At 38.0% G+C, this 20,250-nt stretch carries 22 protein-coding genes and 3 pseudogenes; 9 read left to right on the top strand and 16 right to left on the bottom strand.

Annotated features, from left to right (window positions below; translation table 11 throughout):
- Positions 1 to 39: 39 nt before the first annotated feature.
- A pseudogene (locus tag ABN080_RS01725) lies at positions 40 to 207 on the bottom strand (isocitrate/isopropylmalate family dehydrogenase); the annotation flags it as partial.
- 367 nt (positions 208 to 574) lie between these two features.
- Between ABN080_RS01725 and ABN080_RS01720 the strand changes: the two are divergent.
- Positions 575 to 1,474: a hypothetical protein gene (locus ABN080_RS01720; RefSeq protein WP_349440207.1), complete on the top strand. Its 900-nt coding sequence runs from the start codon at positions 575 to 577 to the stop codon at positions 1,472 to 1,474.
- Positions 1,475 to 1,884: 410 nt separating this feature from the next.
- Positions 1,885 to 5,019 (top strand): hypothetical protein, encoded by a 3,135-nt coding sequence (locus ABN080_RS01715; RefSeq protein ID WP_349440206.1) that lies wholly within the window; start codon positions 1,885 to 1,887, stop codon positions 5,017 to 5,019.
- A 59-nt stretch (positions 5,020 to 5,078) separates the two neighbouring features.
- Here ABN080_RS01715 and ABN080_RS01710 read toward each other — a convergent pair whose 3' ends face one another.
- The 7 genes and pseudogenes from ABN080_RS01710 to ABN080_RS01680 all read right to left on the bottom strand — a co-directional run bounded on the left by ABN080_RS01710 (position 5,079) and on the right by ABN080_RS01680 (position 11,172).
- Positions 5,079 to 5,720, bottom strand: a complete 642-nt coding sequence (locus ABN080_RS01710) for a hypothetical protein (protein ID WP_349440205.1) — start codon at positions 5,718 to 5,720, stop codon at positions 5,079 to 5,081.
- The gene (locus ABN080_RS01705; RefSeq protein WP_100159827.1) at positions 5,717 to 5,980 is read right to left on the bottom strand and encodes a hypothetical protein; all 264 of its coding nucleotides are present in this window, start codon (positions 5,978 to 5,980) and stop codon (positions 5,717 to 5,719) included. The genes ABN080_RS01710 and ABN080_RS01705 overlap by 4 nt, the downstream gene beginning before the upstream one ends.
- Positions 5,965 to 6,216: a hypothetical protein gene (locus ABN080_RS01700; protein ID WP_100159826.1), complete on the bottom strand. Its 252-nt coding sequence runs from the start codon at positions 6,214 to 6,216 to the stop codon at positions 5,965 to 5,967. Before ABN080_RS01700 ends, ABN080_RS01705 begins: the two co-directional genes overlap by 16 nt.
- A gap of 3 nt (positions 6,217 to 6,219) precedes the next feature.
- Positions 6,220 to 9,978: pseudogene (locus ABN080_RS01695) on the bottom strand (phage tail protein).
- On the bottom strand, positions 9,978 to 10,376 hold the full coding sequence (locus tag ABN080_RS01690; RefSeq protein ID WP_349440204.1) for a DUF6950 family protein: 399 nt from the start codon (positions 10,374 to 10,376) through the stop codon (positions 9,978 to 9,980). Before ABN080_RS01690 ends, ABN080_RS01695 begins: the two are co-directional and overlap by 1 nt.
- Before the next feature lie 68 nt (positions 10,377 to 10,444).
- Positions 10,445 to 10,993, bottom strand: a complete 549-nt coding sequence (locus tag ABN080_RS01685; protein WP_198626589.1) for an Ail/Lom family outer membrane beta-barrel protein — start codon at positions 10,991 to 10,993, stop codon at positions 10,445 to 10,447.
- A 17-nt stretch (positions 10,994 to 11,010) separates the two neighbouring features.
- On the bottom strand, positions 11,011 to 11,172 hold the full coding sequence (locus ABN080_RS01680) for a hypothetical protein (RefSeq protein ID WP_349440661.1): 162 nt from the start codon (positions 11,170 to 11,172) through the stop codon (positions 11,011 to 11,013).
- A gap of 202 nt (positions 11,173 to 11,374) precedes the next feature.
- Here ABN080_RS01680 and ABN080_RS01675 point away from each other — a divergent pair, with 202 nt between their 5' ends.
- Both ABN080_RS01675 and ABN080_RS01670 read left to right on the top strand, forming a co-directional pair.
- The gene (locus ABN080_RS01675) at positions 11,375 to 11,629 is read left to right on the top strand and encodes a hypothetical protein (RefSeq protein WP_349440202.1); all 255 of its coding nucleotides are present in this window, start codon (positions 11,375 to 11,377) and stop codon (positions 11,627 to 11,629) included.
- Positions 11,626 to 12,528 (top strand): LPO_1073/Vpar_1526 family protein, encoded by a 903-nt coding sequence (locus ABN080_RS01670; RefSeq protein WP_349440201.1) that lies wholly within the window; start codon positions 11,626 to 11,628, stop codon positions 12,526 to 12,528. Before ABN080_RS01675 ends, ABN080_RS01670 begins: the two co-directional genes overlap by 4 nt.
- On the opposite strand, the gene ABN080_RS01665 is transcribed toward ABN080_RS01670, so the two are convergent.
- From ABN080_RS01665 to ABN080_RS01635, 7 genes are all read right to left on the bottom strand, one after another.
- Positions 12,525 to 12,986 carry a lysis protein gene (locus tag ABN080_RS01665; RefSeq protein ID WP_349440200.1) on the bottom strand — a complete coding sequence of 154 codons (462 nt, stop codon included), beginning with the start codon at positions 12,984 to 12,986 and terminating at the stop codon, positions 12,525 to 12,527. The two genes, ABN080_RS01670 and ABN080_RS01665, sit on opposite strands and share 4 nt — an antisense overlap.
- Before the next feature lie 2 nt (positions 12,987 to 12,988).
- Positions 12,989 to 13,147: a hypothetical protein gene (locus ABN080_RS01660; RefSeq protein WP_164530192.1), complete on the bottom strand. Its 159-nt coding sequence runs from the start codon at positions 13,145 to 13,147 to the stop codon at positions 12,989 to 12,991.
- Positions 13,129 to 13,599, bottom strand: a complete 471-nt coding sequence (locus ABN080_RS01655) for a lysozyme (RefSeq protein WP_349440199.1) — start codon at positions 13,597 to 13,599, stop codon at positions 13,129 to 13,131. Before ABN080_RS01655 ends, ABN080_RS01660 begins: the two co-directional genes overlap by 19 nt.
- The gene (locus ABN080_RS01650; RefSeq protein ID WP_046334538.1) at positions 13,599 to 13,868 is read right to left on the bottom strand and encodes a phage holin family protein; all 270 of its coding nucleotides are present in this window, start codon (positions 13,866 to 13,868) and stop codon (positions 13,599 to 13,601) included. Before ABN080_RS01650 ends, ABN080_RS01655 begins: the two co-directional genes overlap by 1 nt.
- 125 nt (positions 13,869 to 13,993) lie before the next feature.
- Positions 13,994 to 14,215, bottom strand: a complete 222-nt coding sequence (locus ABN080_RS01645; protein ID WP_349440198.1) for a hypothetical protein — start codon at positions 14,213 to 14,215, stop codon at positions 13,994 to 13,996.
- 31 nt (positions 14,216 to 14,246) lie between these two features.
- A complete protein-coding gene (locus ABN080_RS01640) occupies positions 14,247 to 14,522 on the bottom strand; it encodes a NinB/YbcN family protein (RefSeq protein ID WP_349440197.1) in 276 nt (91 codons plus the stop codon).
- A 223-nt stretch (positions 14,523 to 14,745) separates the two neighbouring features.
- Positions 14,746 to 14,859 (bottom strand): transcriptional regulator, encoded by a 114-nt coding sequence (locus ABN080_RS01635; RefSeq protein WP_502935107.1) that lies wholly within the window; start codon positions 14,857 to 14,859, stop codon positions 14,746 to 14,748.
- Between the two features lie 6 nt (positions 14,860 to 14,865).
- Between ABN080_RS01635 and ABN080_RS01630 the strand changes: the two are divergent.
- Positions 14,866 to 15,810 (top strand): annotated as a pseudogene (locus tag ABN080_RS01630) (tyrosine-type recombinase/integrase); the annotation flags it as partial.
- Positions 15,811 to 15,919: 109 nt separating this feature from the next.
- On the opposite strand, the gene icd reads toward ABN080_RS01630, so the two are convergent.
- Positions 15,920 to 17,173 carry an NADP-dependent isocitrate dehydrogenase gene (icd, locus tag ABN080_RS01625; RefSeq protein ID WP_006537208.1) on the bottom strand — a complete coding sequence of 418 codons (1,254 nt, stop codon included), beginning with the start codon at positions 17,171 to 17,173 and terminating at the stop codon, positions 15,920 to 15,922.
- Between the two features lie 138 nt (positions 17,174 to 17,311).
- Between icd and rluE the strand changes: the two genes are divergently transcribed.
- The 4 genes from rluE (at position 17,312) to hflD (ending at position 20,228) form a co-directional block, all read left to right on the top strand.
- Positions 17,312 to 17,941, top strand: coding sequence for a 23S rRNA pseudouridine(2457) synthase RluE (gene rluE, locus ABN080_RS01620; RefSeq protein WP_196553241.1), 630 nt, complete (start codon positions 17,312 to 17,314; stop codon positions 17,939 to 17,941).
- Entirely contained in the window at positions 17,934 to 18,383 is a 450-nt protein-coding gene (locus ABN080_RS01615) for an NUDIX hydrolase (protein WP_197269338.1), read from the top strand. The genes rluE and ABN080_RS01615 overlap by 8 nt, the downstream gene beginning before the upstream one ends.
- Before the next feature lie 109 nt (positions 18,384 to 18,492).
- A complete protein-coding gene (gene mnmA, locus ABN080_RS01610; RefSeq protein ID WP_109409358.1) occupies positions 18,493 to 19,596 on the top strand; it encodes a tRNA 2-thiouridine(34) synthase MnmA in 1,104 nt (367 codons plus the stop codon).
- 2 nt (positions 19,597 to 19,598) lie between these two features.
- Complete coding sequence (hflD, locus tag ABN080_RS01605; RefSeq protein ID WP_349440196.1) at positions 19,599 to 20,228, top strand: high frequency lysogenization protein HflD; 630 nt, start codon at positions 19,599 to 19,601, stop codon at positions 20,226 to 20,228.
- The last annotated feature ends 22 nt before the right edge of the window (positions 20,229 to 20,250 follow it).

Here is a 20,250-nt window from a genome sequence, read left to right as displayed (position 1 = left end):
AACTAATAAGCTCCCGTTAACTATTTATCAAATCAACAATTACATATGTTTGATAATCGCGTCACCAAACTCGCTACATTTCAGCAATTTAGCGCCTTCTAACTGACGTTCGAAATCATAAGTGACAGTCTTAGCGGCAATCGCGCCTTCCATACCTTTAATGATTAAGTCAGCCGCTTCTGTCCAACCCATGTGGCGTAGCATTATACCCATAATAATTTGGTAACTTATTAAATAAATTATAATTATTGGGGGTAATAATCTTTTTTTATGTGATCTTGGTTTGTATGTAACTGGTTGATTTTTAGTTTGGGTTGGAGTGGTTTTGGGGAAGTAATTTGAGGTAATTAAGCGCTTATCTTTTACAAAAATGGTATTATCACTACTATTCCTAATAATTTATTTTAACTAAACCTACCAATAAATATTGACTCATTTTGTAAAAGAGTAACTAGATTATTAAATTTTAAATTAGTAAGATACTTCAATCTAATCGATATATCTAAAGTAAGGTCTATTTAGAAAATTGAAAAAATATAGGCTAAACATTAATATAAATTTTTAGAGGCAATATATGAGTGGTATTCGTATAACACAAGCTATTGACAGCAATCAGACTTTAATTGATATTATTGATTTTAATCCAAGTATTAATTCCTCGCCTCTCACATGTCCTGATAAAAATTGCTCCGCTAATTTGGTATATGTTAAAGGCTATATTCGCAGGAGTTATGGCAAAACACAGCATATACCAGCCTTCTTTAGATTAGAAAGAGGATACTTGCATAACGAATTTTGCCATTATGGAACTTCTGGTATGGAGAATATTCATGCGGACGATTCCAGCCATAACATCCTCCGTGCGCTTTCTAGGGGAAATCATACATTCCGCTTACATATCATTGATATAGATGATTCTATTCATCTAAGAAAAAAAGCTATAGCAATGCAGGCTAATCCTCCTTCTGATACTACAGACCGAATTTATGTCAAAAAAGGGACTAAAAAACCTTATGTGAAAAACATGCATAGTTTACGAGAAATTTATGATTACGGAAAAGCTAATCCCCATTTGAAAAACATTATAAACATTGTCACAAGAACAGGACCAATTACATGGTCTAATTTCTTCTATGAAACATCCCAATTAGACCAATTATTTGCATACTTAAAAACAGTAAATACGGCTCAAGTTGCCATAATTATGAAAGTGAATGTAGTTAGAATGCCAATAAAGCTGCTTGATAACAAACAATTTATTGAAGGATCACCTAAAACGATAAAAGGCAAGTATAGTTTATATCCTACAATTCAACTAGGAAACGTAACATCCAAACTATTTCCTTTAAGTAAAAATGTAATGGTTCTTGGTAAATTCTCCATTCCAAATTCTAAAAAAATGATAATGCACCCCATTTTTGATAAAGAAATCAGGACCATAGTATTTAGTGAAGAACAAGTATTAGTACTTTGAATCACTAATAATTAATAAGGTTTAAATCAAAAAAATTAATAAAGGTATCTAGCTATACATATTTATTAACATGACACTATTTTAGCAACTTTCGCTTCTGGTTCAAGCACATACCATCATCATTCTATGATTCATCTGTATTTTGTTATTTGAAACTTCCAAGCAAGTTTTGTAACTGATTAATATTTTTTCTATTTCCTGTATAATTTATTTATATTTAATAATGAGTAATAATTTTTTAGTAATAAGAACCTTTCTTTGATACTTGTCTTCATTAATTCTCTTGTTCCTTCATCAGATCCTAATAGTTTGAAATAATTCCCCAAATTAATAATATTAGAATTTTTAAAGAAAACCCTATAAACAAAATGTATGATTAGTAGATTAACTACTGGCAAACTAGGAACTCTATGTTTGGTATACTATCTATGCATCTATCTCACAAGGTTAGGAGCAATCTCAAACAAAATCTTAGGAACAACAAGGTTTATAAAAAATACCGCTGGAATTTGCTTGAGAGAATGCAAATTTACAGCTCCACTCATTATCTGAAGGCTATGTGTATTCTCTGGGCTACGGCAGGTAGTGCATTATGGATAGCTGAATTCTTTCGTCCTGAATTTTATTCTTTTGCTACCACATACCTCAAGCAAGTCACTAAGTTACCAGAATGGATGCCAATCCTGCTTGGCAGCCAATTGACAATCATTGGTATCGTATTTCCAATTATTGTGGGTCTAATCAGTGTTCTTTTTCAGAAAAAGTCGTCTAGGATACATATACAAACAGCCTATCAGTTACATTCGGGTTATATGTTTGCTGGTTTGAGTGGGCTTTCATTAGCTGCATTTATACTAATTGGTGGAATAACATCATCTACAGGAGATAGATATCTTTATATAGCCTTTAGCATTACAGCTTTATTTTGGATGCTTTTCAATATTGCTATGTCAATATGGTTTTTTATCGTAAGCCTTAACGTGCTAGATGATAAAAAACGAGACCGTTTGATGTTAAAATATTTTCAATCAGAGATTGTGGAAAAATATCTCCTTCGGTCACAGGTGAATTCATGGATTATGTATCCCTACCAATACCTCAATAAAGATCTCGATAAAGATAAGATCAAAAATATAGAGATCCTTCCCGGGTATAACTATCAGGTAGAAAATATGAATCAGATACCTTATGACCTATGTGAAGATATGGAGATTCGAGACATAAACCTTAGATTATTATATTTTCTGTTATACATACTGAAATCAACCAAAGGTAAGAGAGGTAAAATTGCTATTCTTCCTTCCTTGGGGCGTAGGAAAAATAAAATCATACTAGCTACCTTTTCAGATGATGTCCTTTTACCTAAATATTGGACTACCCTATTTAAGTATTGTTTTATCTGTGGCTCCCAAGAAAACTGGAAAGAATACAGACATATCACCCGCGATTTTTATGGCGAAGTATATGATGCTTTAGAAGATAGAAACATCAATTCATTCACCAGCGCTACAGATAGACTGGTTGAGACCTACACAACCTTAACAAAAAGTTTTCAATATGAAAATGGAAACTATATTGACGAATGCAATAGCTCGGAATTAGTAACTACATTCAGTCAATTATTCCAACAAGACTTTTACACCTTCAGTCATGTAACCATAAAGTCACTGGAAACGACAGGGGAGTATTTTCGCCAAGTGATTGATATACCTTTTTCAATTTATTGTAATTTAGACAATCATAAAATCAGCGACTTTCGACAATGTACTCAATCTCTCTTTTATGTTTGGCATGCACTTATTAATTGGAAAACTGGTTATGGAGAAAAAGTGTCAGTCAGTCAGGAACAACGCCACAGGGAACTTATCATAAAATTTACAGGAGAATGGGAAAGCTGGTACATGTGGCGACGCTTACAACACAATGACACGGATAGCCCTGATGACTCGAACCATCTTCTGAATCATCTTTGCCAAACAGCTCGATTAGTTATAACAGCCATAATGACAGATGATCATTTTGCCTCAAATCATAGTATCGATATTCTGTTGCTTTGGTTCAGTCAAAACCACTTTAAGCAACACACTGTAGGATATTCTTGGCACAACTTTTTCCTTACTCCTTCATATTTAACATTAACACCTAATGAACACGACTGGTTATCTATACTAAAAGGAAACCAATATTCAGACGAAACTGGAAAGGCAATTATTTTTTTCAATGCTCTATCAGATTTACGTTTGCTAATTGCTGGATATATTCTCTCTCACATTAAACAGAAAAAGAATGTGAGTCTAAAAGAAGTTATAAAACAACTCCTAAATTCTAAACTTGTCTATCCGACAGGCTCTCATAATCAAATGACTTCTCCATTTAGGTCTGCCACAGATATTATTGACTGTATTATCAGGCTTGAATATCGTCGGGATGCTAGTAAAGATCGTTGGCACACGATGCTGTCTGAGCTGATTAAAACTATTTCAGCATCCAATGAAACAGAAATGATATCTGGACGTATCTATAATGGAACCTACGAAGATATAAGGAGTCTGTACAATAGTTATGCAGATATAGCATTTTATCTATCGTCTAACTCCTGTCCTGTCAGCAGACATACACTAAATGCGTTAAAAGATAATATTTTCCCGTATCACAGAAAGGAACAAATTATTACTCAATTACAGGGAATGAGACGTTGTGAAAAAACATCCTCACATGGGTATTTGATGTCTGAAAAAAACTTTAATACAAAGATTGTTTGTTTCAATGAAACATTAGATGCATATATTCAGGCTTTCACTCAAAGCTTACATATAGACCTTCTAAATGCACAGATCGATACTGAAGGTCTAAAAAACACCGATATTACCCTTGCTAAAGAGTTGCCTATAATGCTTGCTCAAGATGGACTTCTTTCACATTTATCTTTTAGTAGTTCTGAAGACGAAGATAAACAATGGGAGACCAAATATTTAAGCGTAGGCGCACCTAAGGATATTGTTGCCCAAAACATCAACAGTAATATTTATTGCGACCCTATTTCGATTAATGATATCAAACAATATCTACATCATAATGTTTATAATCTCTTGAATCACCTACCATCTATCTATACAGAAGTAATCCATGATGTGGATGGGCTTCTCAATCGCTTACAAGAACTAACAAAAGATAACGATGACTATACGTTAATTTTCTTCGGAACAAAATTGCAAAGTGAATTGCATACACTTACATATAATAGCGAATCACATTCAAAGTTTGGGCTCACCATAGATAGAAAATTGCTCACAAGTGGCTTGATGTCACTAAAATGCAATAATTGCACCATATACCCAGTTAGGGAAGGTAATAAGTGTTATTCTCTACTTGTCCGCAATAGTGTATTTGGCGAATTTCGTCTCCTGAGTGATTCTGATGGTATGATTTTCAATTCCTCCTGGCAAAGCAGTAGTACAAACCAACTAGAAGGAACAATATCTACTCTCTGGAAACAGCAACTGGAAATCACAGGTTCAGTGGTAGCCAGATTCAAGCACCTCTAAAAATGTTTACGGGGCAGGTACTTTTTGCCTGCCCTTATTAATTTATTGCCACTTTCTTATCACCCACCATACTCCCTCACATCAATATAAAAATACTGCTTTCCTAATGAGGTTGTTGACATCTGTCCTGAAACTATCATGGAATGAGGAATAATACGGTTACCTCGGCCACAAAGAGTTACTCTAATCGTTTTTCCTCCCATCGAATCCATCATACCAATCTGCCCTATTGTTGTGATTAATACCGCACAGGGGAAACCGACATCCACACCATTCCAATTATTTCCTGTGAGTACAAAGTTATTTCCCTCTAATAAATTAAGTGGTCTTTGGCTTGAGGCATGTGTAATAACACCTTTATGATAGATTTGAATTCCCCATTTTTGAGGATGAAGTGAAATATGATAAGAAGACTTCACAAATACATAGAGCTCATATTCTGCTGAATTACCTTGAATAGTATCGATTAAATTCACACACCACTCATTGTTCTCATAAATTACTTCAGATAATCCACCTAATGATGGATTAGAAGAATTAAGAACTCGAATAAAAATAAGTGGCACTGCGTTATTATTACCTTCGATAATTTTAATTAGCCCCGGCTTAGTTTTTATCTTTTTTAAAAATACGGCTGATTCATAAGGTGTTAATTCTTCGGTAATACCCTGATTAAAAAATAATGCACCATATTTACTCATTTAATTAGTACCATAATAATTCCATTAATCGATTGACTACCTCGTAGAGAATTCCACGAAATTTTATTATTCTCGACTTTAACAGTGAAATAAGATCCTCGATTTCTCGCTACAATATAGGCGGCCAATGACCGCCCTTTAGGAATATTATTATAAGTTTTACTGCCATTTTGAGTGACCGCTATTTGGTCAAAAATAAACGAACGCCCTGTGATTTTTATTGGTTTTCCTTTTTCATATATCTCTATTCCCCACGACATGAGAAATCCTCTACGGCATCAGAAGATACCCATCCACCCAAGAATTTAAATCCTAATTGAGGTACAGCATGATAAAGAGGCCCTTTAATGGTTTCTCTCTTTTTATCAAACTTTACCAATACAGGTTGTTGATAGTGAAAAGTTTTTATTTGATAAACACCTTGGCAATCGACTTTCTTATATCCAGAGGTACACCCTGACAATAATAATGCTGTAATTAAAACAATAAACTTCATACGCTACCCTAAATAACCTATTTTTGCCGCTAACTGATTGTTTTCATCGTAAACATAAATAGTATTATTTGTGATCACTAACCGCCCTTTTGTTCCTCCTGAGTTAATATCTAATCGTCCACGAAATACCGCATCATTTAATTCCACATTCCCTGTTGTGGCATCAATATTAAATCCTTTCTTGCCCGCTGAATAATTAGTGGATGTGATTTTTTTACCTACTGATAATTTATCAATGGTTGCCTTGCTAAATAACGCATCATTGAAAAAAGCTTGTCCATTTTGGATCACAAAAGGTGTCACCACTTTGCCGTTTAATGACGATATCACTGCAAAGTTTTGGGCATTAACCAGAAATTGGCTATTTCCTTGCGCATTAAACCCTAAGCCAATGCCAGTAATGACTTTATTACCTTTGCTATCCTGCTGGACTTTCATTGTCCATGATGCCGAAATTTTGCCATTTATGTCTGTGACCACTTTCGAAGTTTGTTCGATTTTGGCTGAACTTGTACCCACTTGGCTTTCTAAACGAGTGACTTGCTGAGCGGTAGAGGTCACCTTTCCTGAAACCTCGGTCACTTTAGTTTCAAGTTGGTTTACCGCATTCGCTGTTGCATTGGCTTTCTGTTCGCTGGATTTAGGCACTTCATTCGCCAAAAAAACCTTTTGTGCCACCGATTGCTTGTTGTTGGTATAAGTGCTGGTGATGATTTGATGGTTAACACTTTTATGCTTAGTGAGTTGGTATTTAGCGCCTCCTCGCAAATAAATATATTCCACAGAGCCATTCGTTAATTGAGCTGGCCCCATCACAGGAGATTGATTTGTCCATCGCCAATCAAAATTATCAATGATGCGATTTTCAGACTGAGTTCCCCATCCAGAACCACTGACTTGCCATTCCACAATCATGGCAAAGCCTTTGGTGCTGTGTGTCGCATAGCTGGGTTTATTGTCTGAATATTGCCCTAGGGTTCTAAAAACCTTAAAGGCATAACGTCGAGAGGTCACTAAAGGCAAAATCACTGGATAATAGGTGTTTTCATTGAGTTTTGATAAATCTAAATCCACCACCACAGATCCCGTTAAATCGGCTTTCACTTTATCTAATTTGCTGGATAACGTTTGTACCTGAGAGGTTGCAGACGTCACTTTGCCATCGATATTAGATACTCGTGTATTTAATGCATTTACCGCACTACTATCAGCTTTCCCCTTAAGATTTGAATTGAGCGTTGAAATCTCTTGCGTTTGTGCTTGCTGTTTCGAGGTGAGGGTTTCTAATGATTTATTAATCGCGGAAACATTCCCATTCATCCGTGTTTCCAGTGATTGTCGAGCTTTCGCTTCTGCTTGGTCGCCTGTAACACGCGCTTGTTTCTCTGCGGAGATGAGTCCTGCTGTGACTTTCGATAAATCATTACCGGTATAATCACCACGAAGTTGAGTGGCTAAGGATTATCGTTGTTGCGCTTCAGTTTTATCAGCCTCAATACGTGCTTGTTGCTCTTGTTTAATTGCGGCAGCCTGTGCTTCTGTTGCCGTTGCAACTTGGTTCATTCGCTCAGCTAATAATTTTCCTGCCTCCTCCAGTTTTTTTTCACTTTCTTCAATCGTTGCTCCATGCATCATCAACTCAGATAAAATCTTGTCATGATTTATCCTCATCAACTCATGTAATTCAGTAATATCGAGTTGGTTAGCCTTGCTGTTGATCTCACCCAATAGGTCTTGTGTGAGTTGATCTCGGCTAATTTGCCCCGCTAATTCCTCAAGAATTAAATCCGTTTGAGAAGAGCAAGTCCCCGAAGCTTCCACAAAAGGTGATTTACCATAGCTGTTGATTGTTCGAACATAAAAATAATACGTATGCCCTGCTTTTAAATTCTCTTGCGTCCAGAAATTCCCTTGGCCAACTTTATTTGTTTTGGTGATCACTTCATTTTCAGAAAGATCAGCGAGCTTTTCCTCACTAAACCAAAATTCAAAGGTATAACCAAAGACAGCGCTATCACCTTGTTTCGGTGCAACGGTCAGATTAAATAAGCCAGAGGTAACATCAACATGCTCAGGAGGTGGTGGTGCTTGAATAGCAAAATCACTAATAGCAGGTGCCGACATTGCGCCGGCCACGTTTGTTGCTCTGACTTCAACGCGATAAGTTCCTCGCGCTAATCCGTTAATATCAACACGCTCAGCCGGTACCTGAATAGATTGAATAACGTTGCCTTCTTGAAGAATAGTGACGGTGTTATAGCGCACATCAGACGCCACATTCTGCCAAGAAAGTGTACCTTGCACGATATCACTGACAGCAAGTGGAACAAAGGTAAGATTAATCGGCGAAGCAACACCGCCAGTGGGTAAACTCACAAACGGCGGGCGCTCAAAAGGTTTGCCAATCACATCTTCATATAAATAGGCGCCATCCTCTTCCAACGTTAAAGCCACACCGTCTAAAGCATGGAAAGACCATTCGGCAATACGGAACTCCAGCCCACTAATCCCCAAAGCTGGTAATTCTAAAAGCACAACTTCACCAGGACGATAAGCATAGCCGTCTAAGTTCATGGTCAATTGAACCCGTCTTCCGGCTTTCTTTTTACGGAGATATTGGCGGGCTAATCGTTGGGCTTGATAAGGGCTAGTAACAAAACGATAATCGATGTTCTCCCGAATTTCTAAGCCATCCTCTTTTACCCATTCGTCCACAATCACAGGCGTGAAATCGGTTTTTGTGTATAACTGTTCGGCATCAATAAACGTGCCATACACCGCATTGGTCGCGTCTTTTAACCCTGTTTCAGGGGTACAAGTGACGGTACCAATCAATTGTGATTCAGTGATGGTTTTTATTGCCGGCCCATAATAAGCACCGATTTGAATACCGTGTTTTCCTGCGGTGAATGTCGGTTCCGCGTTAATACATTTGTGCATCGCTTCCAAGACACTTGATGGACTCTCATTTAAGTCATAGGCGCCATTGAGGGTATATCGAGACTCAAATCCGCCTTCTGGCAGACTCACTTTTTTATCACATAAATCGGCTGCCTGTTTAAAGCTGTCAAAATCAATATCCGTATCAGGTACTTTTAAATAATGGCGGTAATAATCCAAAATCACTAAGGCCCCATTGTTACTCCACTCGGTTTGCCCAGTGCGAGGATCAAACAGGTGTTTTCCCCAGACTTCACATTTCACATTGGGTAATCCATAAGGGAATTTTTCTTGGTCAAACGTGAGTGTCACACGTAACCACGCCAGACCTCGACCAATCATATCCTCTTTCCATGATGGGCAATTTTTAAGCATAAAGGGATCGACATCTTCCCTATCGTTATGTAATTCCCATGACGCTTTATCACCAAACGTCTCAATGAGATCATCACCCAACCAAATCTTCCCGATTTTCTCTATGGGGTGCCCTGCCAGAGCCAATGTCAGTGTGATTTTTTCGTTTTCATCTTGTTCACCCACCTCTTCTTCGGCGAAGAAAAGCAAACCCGATATCACTGTTTTTCCGACGATCACGGTTTCAGGCGCAGACGATGAACGTTACATCTGTTTGCGTTCACCCGTATCTCGATAATTCATTGACGGAAACTTCGGCTTAAAGATAAGCGAACCCGCGACTTGAACCGCAACGCCTGCTGCCATCAGTGCCATGCCCATCGCCGAGGTGACGCCTCCGGTAAATAGCCCTGCAATCATTAAGCCAGCACCCACGACTTTTGAAATTAATCCACCACTCCCACCCATTATTCCACTCTCCACGCTTTGATTGGGTTAATCTGCACCGGCTTCACGTCTTCTGGGGTTACGCCCCAATAATGCCCCGCCCAGACCACGGCTAAGCTGTCACCGTCCTCACCTTTGAACAGTACGAGGTCGCCACGCTGAACCCGCTCAATCTCAATGGATTTGAAATAGCGTGATACGGCTTTCTCTAAGGAGCCAAATTTAGATTTGATCAAGTTGAAGGCTTCGGCTTTGGTTTTATAGTGATTGAGATAAGGCTTTATTGGAGAGAAACCGCATTGTGCGTAAATACATTCTGAGGCAAAAATACAACAATCAAATTCACCCCATGAAAAAGGGCGACTCATCGCCGCCCTTATGGTTTCGGGTAATTTAAGTGTCCAGTTAGGTTGTTTCATTATCAAAACTCCTAAAAACAAAAAAGTCGGCATAATGCCGACTTTCATACATAATATTTATCTTTTAATTAGAATCGATAGCCAAGACCGACCGTCCATGTGCCAACCTTAACACCATCCAATTTGCTATGTTCATAAGAAGTATCAATAGCAATATTCGGGAATGGGTTAAATTGAAGCCCTACACCATAAGCAAATGCTGATTTACTTTGACTCTCTTTTTCGTGATAGCCAAGGGCATTTAATTCCATCTCAGCTTTACCATGAGCAACGCCCAATAAACCATAGGCACTAATATAATCATTAAAACGATAGGTTGGTCCTGCTGTGAATGAATAATAATCTAAATCACCATTCCCTACAGAACGAGAATTGAATCGATAATCATAACCTTGATGTGTATAAGCAAAAGAGCCAATAACACCTAAATGATTATCAAATTCATAGCGATATTTGACATTAAATCCTTTCGGTTTCTCTTTTAGTTTATCGCCATCCGCTTTGACATGACTTTGTGCATAACCTAATGAAAGCGTATTTTCACCTACAGCTTGTGCACTTGCTGCGCATAGCGATAGACTGGTCATAATAAGGGGAACTAAAAGTTTTTTACTCATTTCGTTTCTTCCAACAATTATTTATAAATAAATGCAGGTGCATCTTTCTTGCTGCCCCAATAAATAGCCCGTTCAGCCATTTGAGCAACATAGCGAAAGATACGATCACCTTGTCTTCGAGATGACCACGACTCATCGGTAAATCTATCGGGTAAGCTGCACGCCTTAATTACCAACATCAACTCAATGTTGTATTCAGTGATATCACACTACTCTTTAGAGGATGTTCCTGATTTATCATGTTCGGTGAGAAACTATTTTAGTATTTCACCCAATCTGGTTTAGTCATCGTGTTTATCTCATATAGTTAAATGTTTATTATTGAAAATTCTAATATATTTAATATAGTGATTTACTACACTTATACAATCAGAGGTTTTAATGCGGGTTTTTATTGCTTGTATTGCTTTTATTGGGGTAATTATTTTTGGGTATATTGTTTGGTCTACTCCTAAATTGATCTTTATAGCCGGGTTAATTGGTAGCATCGTAGCTTTTCTTACTGCTGTAGCAAATATAAACTCATCAAAAAATTCAGATAAAAACACTATAAATCAATCCATAGGTAAAAACTCTTCAGGCATACAGGTTGGTGGAAATCTAACTATAGGTACTGATAGAAAGGAGAAAGAATGAGTATTATCGACAAATCAGGACAACACGTAGGTGACCATTCATCTGCAATTCAAGTCGCAGGCAATGCTACTATTGGAAACTCAACTACTGAGGTTATGGAGATTTGTAGACTCGTTGTTATGGAAAAGTTTTCCACATTACGTGAAGATGCAATGAACGTTGCTATGCAAAGAGCACAGGAGTTTGCTGTAAATATCACTGAACGGTTAACCTCTGAATTAGATAGCAAGATTGAAAAAAAATTAAAAGAACCTGACCTACAATTTGCTATTAGTGAAGCAACAACTATAGTCGCTAAAAAAGGGGATAAAACTAAATCTGAACTATTACAAGAAATTATTGTATCTAAGATACATAATGAAAATGAAGACATTGATTTGTTACTAGATCATGCACTGGAAATCACAAAACGACTAACTACTTCAGAAATAAAATTACTTGCTTTCATTTACTACCTTAGACACATAACTGTATCCATAGGTAACATGCCTGTTCAAAACATAATTAATGATTACAAAAATAATATTATACATCCAACCGTGACACTAGAAGAGTGTTATTCCTTATCAAGACAAAGACTTCAAATAGACTATCCTTTATTAAAAAAAATCATCGTTGAACTGTCAAACATCACTCCAATTAATCTTAGCTACTTAGAAATTAAAGGATGTCTCTACAATGGTAAGAGCTACAAACGGAATATTCTAGATATTATTTCAACTTTCTCTGGTCTAACAATTGACTCAGATGAGTTACTTTTTACAACATTTCCTGATTTTAAAAAAATTATTAATGCATTTGGTATCAGTTCATCATCTCAGCTGGATGAAATAATTCCAAATGAATTAGGAAATATTATTGCTGAAAACTTTATAAATGCACAAGGAGGGTTAAATTAATATAAACACTCTGCTTCAATATAGCTCTGCAACCCTTTAATCATCTGCTCTGATTCTGCAATTCGCTCTCTGAGCAACCAATAATTTCGGATAGCGGTGTCAGTAGGTCTGGCGGTGGTTGCAGAAGCCAAGCTGGTGGTGGGAGTGTTTTTGTTTTTTGGGCACTCGGCTTTGATATACACCCGCTCAGGATGATGCTCGCTAATATCACGCAGCCGACTAATTTCATTCTTAGCATTCGCTAGCTCCTGCGTATATTGAATATCCAGTTGGTTTAATCGCATTATGCGTGCCTGATAATCAGTATTAATAGACTTCTGTTCTTCGAGAGCCACAGTTAGTTTTTTGTTGGTATCTGTCAGTGTGGTAATTCTATTAGCTTGCCTGTTAATCACCCAATAGCCACCCACAATGATGCCTACCATCACAATGACGGCATAGAGTTTCCCGTATTTCATGATTAGTACCGATGATGTGAGAGAGCAATCTGACAGCGTTTTTCTAAACTAATGTGGTCTTTAGTACATGTGTTATCAATCAAGAGATAAATACCACCAGCGACGGTGGTAAATAATGCAAGGATAAAGCTAATAATGATGATTAAAGGTTTCCATGACATAGTGCTGACTCCGCCTCTCGACGACTGACAAGCCCTCGCCAAACCTTTCCGCCTGCATATACCCAACGTTTCATTTCTTCACAGGCACCCGCTCTATCACCCACATTTAGTTTCTTAAGTAATGTTGAGCGAGCAAATGCGGTGGCACCCACATTAAAAGCAAAGGAATATAAAGCGGCTTTAGTGTAGTCATCGAGTGGTACTTTGATTAATGCATCGACTTGCTGTTGTGTCTTAATAAAATCGTTTTGTAATAACACATCACATTCTTGTTGTGTGTATCTCTTGCCTTGAATAATGTCTTTGCCTGTGTGTCCATAACAAACCGTTAGAACGCCTGCCACATCACGATAAGGTTCATAACGTACACCTTCAAAATGGGCTATTACTACTAACGCGATTGCTGTTGCCCCTGCTGTTGTTAACGCAGCTATTTTCTGTTTGAGAGACATTAAATATCCTTTGGCGCTTTCACCATTAATTCAGCAAGCCTTTTTAGGGTTTCAGTTGGGTTTTGTGGGTCAACATGTCGAACAAGCTCTTCAAATAATTGAGTACGTTTTCGCTGTTCTCTTCGAGTCATAAAATAAGTGGCTAAACCTAGAACCATGCTGAACGCCATCCCGATAACAAATCCCCATTCATATAAAGAGAGACTGGCAAAAAAGGCCGTTAGGCCTGCTGTTCCATAAGTTACATTGGTTAATTTTTCCATACGCATAGTCACCCCCAGAGGAGTGTCCGTTAATGATTAGTGTGAGAGAGTTAAAAGTGAAAATATAAGACTTAATTAAATTAATGATTCAGCCTAATAATTAACTCAAATAACTATTGCAGGGCAATTTGCTAAAATGGCGATATCCGGCAAATAGTAGAACCATTAACTTTTTTTATTTCAATGAGATTATTAGAAATAGCCATTAATGTGGCATTATTAATAGTCTCTAATTCACAGCTCGTTAATTGCATGCTAGTGAGCTGTTTTTGTAACTCAGCAATTTGCTTGCCCTGCTGAGTAACTTGTCGCATTAAGGTGCTCATTGTCATTTTTAATCGTTCATCACACATCATTCTCTCCTTATTCGCTTATTTGGATAAATTAAGTGCCTTTGATAATTCCCTTCTCAATGCACCATTGTTCATGTTTCTCCATCATGTAAAGCATCCTTGCTTTATCCATCTCGCTGGTTTTTTCACGCTCACCGTTTTCATTGCGTCCTAACCAATGTCCAACAAAATATTCGTGAGTTTCCTCATTAGTGATGGGCTTTGATAAAACAATTTCACCGACACCATTTTTAATATCAATAACAACGCCACGCGCACGTAACCACTCGCCTGTGATTTCCATCCACATACGCCATGTTTTATTCATTGGTATGGTTCTTAAATCACTCCACTCGGTGATTTTTAGAGATAAATTGATTGAATTGTTTGCGTGTATTTGCGCATTCCATTGTTTAAAGTCCTTATGAGTTAACTAAGGGACAATAATGATCCGTGACTCATTCCGTATGAGTTGATATTGAGGAAGAGTTGTCGCTTTATCAGCGACTCCGTAGCAGTCAAAAACTGCGATTGTTAAAGAGCGAATAAAACTATACAGTTTCTAATTCAGGCCAAATTTTATACCAATCGTCTGGTCTTAAATCTCTGCGTGTGACTGCACCATTTGTTACTATTTCAATTTCAACACAACGTTTAGGAGAAATAGCACTACTCGACAGTTATTAAGTATTAATGAACGGTTATCAAAAATTAAGACAAACAAGTCTGAAATATCTGTCGATATATGGATGGATAAATATTTAGATATTCAAAAAGAAAGATTAGATATCGGTGAATTAAAAATTAATTCTTATCGACAAAAAATGAAACCTATTAATTTATTCCGTCAGTATTGTGGTACGAAAATATTAAAAGAGATAACCGCTTTAGATATTGCTGAAATAATAGATTCCATCAAAGTATTAGGACATTCAAGAATGGCGCAGGTTGTTCGCATGGTGCTTATTGATGTATTTAAAGAAGCTCAACATGCTGGCTATGTTCCTCCTGGTTACAATCCCGCGAAAGCAACTAAACAACCACGGAACAGAGTGAAAAGAGAACGCATGACATTGGACGAATGGCGCACTATTTACCAGCAAGCTAAGAACCACCCTCCTTACTTGCAATGTGGCATGTTGCTGGCCTTAACCACAGGTCAGCGGATCGGTGATATCTGTAAAATGAAATTCTCTGATATTTGGGATGACATGTTACATATACAGCAAGAGAAAACGGGGAGTAAGTTGGCCATCCCTCTCTCGCTAAAATGTGAGGCTATCAACCTCTCCTTAAGGGATGTTGTTGCTCAATGTCGTGACGCGGTTGTGAGTAAATATCTCGTGCATTATCGACATACCACCGCGCAAGCGAAACGTGGCGAACAAGTCACACCAAATACATTAACCACAACATTTAAAAAAGCACGAGATAAATGTGGGTTAACTTGGGAAAAAGGTACTGCACCTACTTTCCATGAACAACGTTCTTTATCCGAGCGGCTTTATCGTGAGCAAGGAATTAATACACAAAAATTATTGGGGCATAAAACACAAAATATGACTGATAAATACCACGACGATAGAGGCAAAGAATGGCAAATTATTGCTGTTTAATTGAACAGTTTTGGGGAAGAGTTTTGGGGATATTTTGGGGAAGAATTTTATAGTACAAAAAATAAACGGGAACTAATAAGCTCCCGTTAACTATTTATCAAATCAACAATTACATGTGTTTGATAATTGCGTCACCAAACTCACTACATTTCAGCAGTTTAGCGCCTTCTAACTGACGTTCGAAATCATAAGTTACAGTCTTAGCGGCAATCGCGCCTTCCATACCTTTAATGATTAAGTCAGCGGCTTCTGTCCAACCCATATGGCGTAGCATCATTTCCGCGGAAAGGATAATTGAGCCTGGGTTAACTTTATCTTGACCTGCATATTTAGGTGCTGTGCCGTGTGTTGCTTCAAATAATGCACACTCGTCACCAATATTTGCACCTGGTGCAATACCGATACCACCAACTTGCGCAGCTAATGCATCAGAAATATAGTCACCATTTAGGTTCATACATGCAATGACATCATATTCTGCTGGGCGTAGCAGGATCTGTTGCAAGAATGCGTCGGCGATAACGTCTTTAACGATGATCTCTTTACCTGATTTTGGATTTTTAATTTTAACCCAAGGACCACCATCTAATAATTCACCACCAAACTCTTCGCGTGCTAATTCATAACCCCAGTCTTTAAAGGCACCTTCGGTAAATTTCATAATATTACCTTTGTGTACCAGAGTGACTGAATCACGATCATTATCAATCGCGTATTCAATCGCTGCACGAACTAAGCGCTTAGTCCCTTCTTCTGAACAAGGCTTGATACCAATACCACAATCTTGTGGGAAGCGGATTTTGGTAACACCCATTTCATTTTGCAGGAATTTAATTACTTTATCAGCTTCTGCTGAGCCCGCTTTCCATTCAATACCTGCATAGATATCTTCTGAGTTTTCACGGAAGATAACCATATCAGTTAGTTCAGGTTGTTTAACTGGGCTTGGTGTGCCTTTGTAGTAACGTACTGGGCGTAGGCAAATATAGAGGTCGAGTTGTTGACGTAATGCAACGTTTAATGAACGGATACCACCGCCAACTGGGGTAGTAAGAGGACCTTTAATAGAAACACGATATTCACGGATAAGATCTAAGGTTTCTTCTGGTAACCAAACATCTTTACCATATACCTGTGTTGATTTCTCACCGGTGTAGACTTCCATCCACTCAATCTTACGTTCTTTGCCGTAAGCTTTCTCAACTGCTGCATCAACAACTTTTAACATTGCTGGCGTGACATCGATACCGATACCATCCCCTTCGATATAAGGGATAACCGGATTATTTGGAACAACAAGCTTACCTTTAGCATCTAGTGTAATTTTAGCGCCATTAGCCGGAACAACTACTTTGCTTTCCATTTACCTCTCCTTTCATGTAAGCGCACGCTTTGTTAATTTTTTGTAAGAGACCTGTCAATACTACTTGATTATTCAGCTAACGCCAATCGCTTCTCTTTTAAGGTATAATCAATCTCCCATTTTTTACAAAAATTAACTATGCCAAATCAATTTAAAAATAGTGCTAAATCGAAAAAATACCATACTCCATCAGCACAGAAGAAAGCAGTACGCCCTAGAGGTGAGCGCAAAGTGGTTATCTTTAATAAACCCTTTGATGTGCTAGTCCAATTTACCGATGAAAGTGGCAGAAAAACACTAAAAGATTTTATTCCTATTCGTGACATTTACGCAGCTGGACGTTTAGATAGAGACAGTGAAGGACTTTTAGTCTTAACAAATGATGGAAAGCTACAAGCAAAATTAACACAACCAGGTAAAAAAACAGGAAAAATCTACTATGCTCAGGTAGAAGGTGTTCCTTGTACAGTAGCATTACAACAATTCCGAGATGGATTAGAGCTTAAAGATGGCAAAACATTGCCAGCTCAAGTCGAAATAGTTGAGCAACCCGAATGGCTATGGGAGAGAAATCCGCCTATTAGAGAACGCCAAACTATTCCCACAACTTGGCTAAAAATTACCTTATTTGAAGGTAAAAACCGGCAAGTAAGGCGAATGACGGCTCATATTGGTTATCCTACATTACGCTTGATCCGCTTTAGTATGGGAAATATTGCATTGGATAATTTATTACCCGGTGAATGGAAGGAGATTGATTTTGTTTAAACCTCATGTGACTGTCGCGTGTATTGTTCATGCGCAAAATAAGTTTCTCGTTGTTGAAGAAACTGTCAATGGAAAAGCAACGTGGAATCAACCTGCGGGGCACCTTGAAGCCAATGAAACACTTATCCAAGCCGTTCAACGTGAGTTATGGGAAGAAACAGGATTAACACTTCCTGTTCAATATTTCCTTAAATTACATCAATGGATTGCCCCTGATAAAACCCCTTTTTTACGTTTTCTCTTTCTAATTGAAGCACAAGAACAATTTGAAACTCACCCTAATGATAGCGATATCAATTGTTGTCACTGGGTTAGCGCAGATGAAATTATCCAAAGCCAGCAATTACGCTCGCCTTTAGTAAGAGAAAGCCTGTTATGTTATCAACAAGGTGAATGTTACCCTCTGTCTATTTTAACTAGCTTTGGCGCCCCCTTTAACTAAATGACAGAGAATGGAAAAACAAAGCATCAAAAACAGAGCAACACTTGATGCACCTGTGTCAGTGATATGGTAAAGTATGGCGCTTATTTTTCCGCAGTGAGATCCAGTCATGTCAGATAACAGCCAAAAAAAAGTCATCGTAGGAATGTCCGGTGGCGTAGATTCATCCGTCTCAGCCTATCTTCTTAAGGAACAGGGATATCAGGTCGTTGGTCTGTTTATGAAGAACTGGGAAGAAGACGACGATACAGAATATTGTTCAGCTTCAACGGATCTTGCCGATGCGCAAGCTGTGTGCGATAAACTTGGCATTGAACTTTATACTATCAATTTTGCCGCCGAGTATTGGGATAATGTTTTTGAACATTTTTTATCTGAATATAAAGCAGGCCGCACTCCAAACCCCGATATTCTGTGCAATAAAGAAATAAAATTTAAAGCATTTTTAGAATATGCAGCAGAAGATTTAGGTGCTGATTATATCGCAACAGGTCACTATGTTCGCCGTCGTGATATCAATGGCAAAAGCCAATTACTTCGTGGCGTCGATAATAACAAAGACCAGAGCTATTTCTTATACACGTTAAGTCACGAGCAAATCGCACAAAGCCTTTTCCCTGTTGGTGAAATGGAAAAACCTGAAGTTAGAAAAATCGCTGAAAAGCTTGATTTAGCAACAGCAAAGAAAAAAGATTCAACGGGTATTTGTTTTATTGGTGAGCGTAAATTTACCGATTTCTTATCACGTTACCTCCCAGCTAAACCTGGTCCTATCATCACAGTTGACGGTGAAACTATTGGTGAACACCAAGGATTGATGTATCACACATTAGGTCAACGTAAAGGTTTAGGTATTGGTGGAACAAAAGACGGTGGAGATGATCCTTGGTATGTCGTTGATAAAGATGTTGAAAATAATATTCTTGTTGTGGCGCAAGGTCATGAACATCCAAGATTAATGTCTGTCGGCTTAATTGCTCAACAATTACATTGGGTATCGAGAGAGCCAATTACTGAAGCTTTCCGCTGTACTGTTAAAACACGATATCGCCAACCTGATATTGCGTGTACAGTAACACCATTAAGTGAAGATAAAATTGAAGTCCGCTTTGATTATCCCGTTGCTGCTGTAACGCCGGGACAATCAGCCGTCTTTTATCAAGACGAAGTCTGTTTAGGTGGCGGTATCATTGAAACCCGTATTCAGGAGTAGACGTGGCTAAAGATTTTCGTGATATTACACTTGCACTGGCAGGCGTCTGCCAGGCAAGTCGTCTTGTTCAGCAAATTGCTTACCAAGGTAATGCGAACGAGAATGATGTTGAAGTGATGGTTAACAGTATTTTTAATCTCAATCCAACATCAACACTTGATGTTTATGGCAATCAAATCAGTCATTTAAAATTAGGCTTTCAAACACTGAAAGCTATTCATCAGGCAGTAAGAAGAGAAAAGTTAACGCTAGAATTGATGACTTATCAACAAGGTTTAATCAACTTAGAGCGCTTAATCGGACGAAATGATGATTATAGTTCACGTTTATCACAAAAAATTTCTCAATTAGAGCGCCAAAAAAGCTATTTTGAACCTATGTCCGAAGGTGTATTCAATGCACTCGCTGGAGTTTATGTTGATGCGGTTAGCCCTGTAGGCCCTCGCATTCAAGTTCATGGCTCTATTGAACTGTTAAAAAACCCAATTATTCAAGCTAAAGTTAGAGCGTTATTATTAACGGGTATCCGTAGTGCCGTGCTCTGGCGCCAAGTTGGTGGTCGTCGTTTTGATTTTTTATTGCATCAAAAGACGATAATCCGACAAGCTGATGATTTTCTCGCTCAATGTTAATACTTTAAATTCAACCTGGGAG

Origin of the sequence: Proteus sp. fly-1089 (assembly GCF_040138965.1) — a bacterium.
Taxonomy (GTDB): domain Bacteria; phylum Pseudomonadota; class Gammaproteobacteria; order Enterobacterales; family Enterobacteriaceae; genus Proteus; species Proteus vulgaris_B.
The sequence above is the reverse complement of the archived record's forward strand: the minus strand, read 5'-3'. Positions and strand labels throughout refer to the sequence as shown.